Origin of the sequence: Vibrio penaeicida (assembly GCF_030689305.1) — a bacterium.
In the GTDB taxonomy this organism is placed as follows: domain Bacteria; phylum Pseudomonadota; class Gammaproteobacteria; order Enterobacterales; family Vibrionaceae; genus Vibrio; species Vibrio penaeicida_B.
Genome location: NZ_JAUYVM010000054.1, coordinates 1 through 1549 on the forward strand (window position 1 = coordinate 1; position 1549 = coordinate 1549).

General features: G+C 47.2%; 2 protein-coding genes. Both read right to left on the minus strand.

Annotated elements, in window-relative coordinates:
* On the minus strand, window positions 1-905 hold a 905-nt coding region (locus Q8W40_RS27910; RefSeq protein ID WP_305402093.1), incomplete at its 3' end, for a flagellin.
* A 279-nt stretch (window positions 906-1184) separates the two neighbouring features.
* On the minus strand, window positions 1185-1549 hold a 365-nt coding region (locus Q8W40_RS27915; protein WP_305402094.1), incomplete at its 5' end, for a flagellin.

A 1549-nucleotide genomic window follows, 5' to 3' on the forward strand; every position in this document is an offset into this window, starting at 1 on the left:
TCTACGTATTTCAATGCCGCATCCACTATCGCCACCGATTCTTGTGCGCCCGCTACCGATGTGACATCTATGGTATCGACCGTTACACTGTTTGCCGTTCCCATCGCCAGCTCCCCTGCCAGGGCACCACCGAAGGCCACATCGCCAACCACTTTGTTGTTTCCTGCAAAGACTTGCAGTGTCCCGCCTTCACCCACCGACGCTTTCACTAAGTCGGTTTGACCGTTGATGTACGTCGCCAGCTCTTCAATATCATCGCCACCTTTGGCATTGATGTTCAGCACTTGAGCGTCACCAAAACTGTCTGTCAATGAAATGGTCAGATCCGTCGCGGCGTCTGGCACCGTCCAATCTTTGTCTTTACCATTCGCGGCTTGGTAGCTGTTACCCCCCATTAGGGAGTTGTCGCTTCGCATGTCTTTTAAGGTAAGCATGACCGCTTCACCGTTATCGGCACCTATCTGGAATGCGGCTGTGCCGTACGTTCCGTTAAGTAGGCGGTTACCACCGAACGAGGTGGTTTCTGCTATACGGTTCAACTCATCGTTCAATGCGGTGACTTCTTCTTGGATCGCCACACGCTCAGATTTTGAGTTCGAGCCGTTGGCTGATTGAAGGGATAAGTCACGCATACGTTGAAGGATGTTCGTGGTTTCATTCATCGCACCTTCGGCGGTTTGAGCAATGGAAATACCGTCGTTGGCATTTCGCACGGCTACGTCTAAGCCTCGGCTTTGTACATTCAAACGGTTTGAGATCTGTAGACCTGCTGCGTCGTCTTTTGCACTGTTGATTTTGAAACCTGAAGACAAGCGCTCCATGGATAGATTTAGGTCACCTGTTGCGTTGTTTAGGTGACGCTGCGCTGTCATTGCTGATACGTTGGTGTTTACAGTCATGCCCATGATGTATTCTCCAAATTAAGTTATGTATTTATGGGTTCCCTCTCTAATGGAGCCCATTCCTCTCTCTGTACTTTATTTAACGGCAACAAATTCGATTACTTTAGTAATTTTAATCATTTTATTTAAATTAATTACCCAAGACCTAAAAACAACCACTCATAAAAGGAAAAACCCCATAAAATCTCTACGTAAACATATATTTTTAACTTTAAGCTCAAAAAAAACAAAAAAGGAGCCTTAACAGCTCCTTTAAAGTCATATTTTTGAATTTAAATTTGATTAGCCAAGCAAGCTCATCGCAGCATTCGGCGCTTGTTTCGCCTGTGCCAATATCGATGTTGAAGCTTGTTGTAAGATCTGAGCTTTCGTCATTGAGGTCGTTTCTGATGCGAAGTCGGTATCTTTGATACGGCTCTTCGAGGCATTCACGTTCTCATTGATGTTGTCTAAGTTGCTGATTGCGTGACCAAATCGGTTCTGGAAGGCACCCAGTTCGGCTCGGTGGCTGTCTACGTACTTCAATGCCGCATCCACTATCGCTACCGATTCTTGTGCGCCCGCTACCGATGTGACATCTATGGTATCGACCGTTACACTGTTTGCCGTTCCCATCGCCAGCTCCCCTGCCAGGGCACCACCGAAGG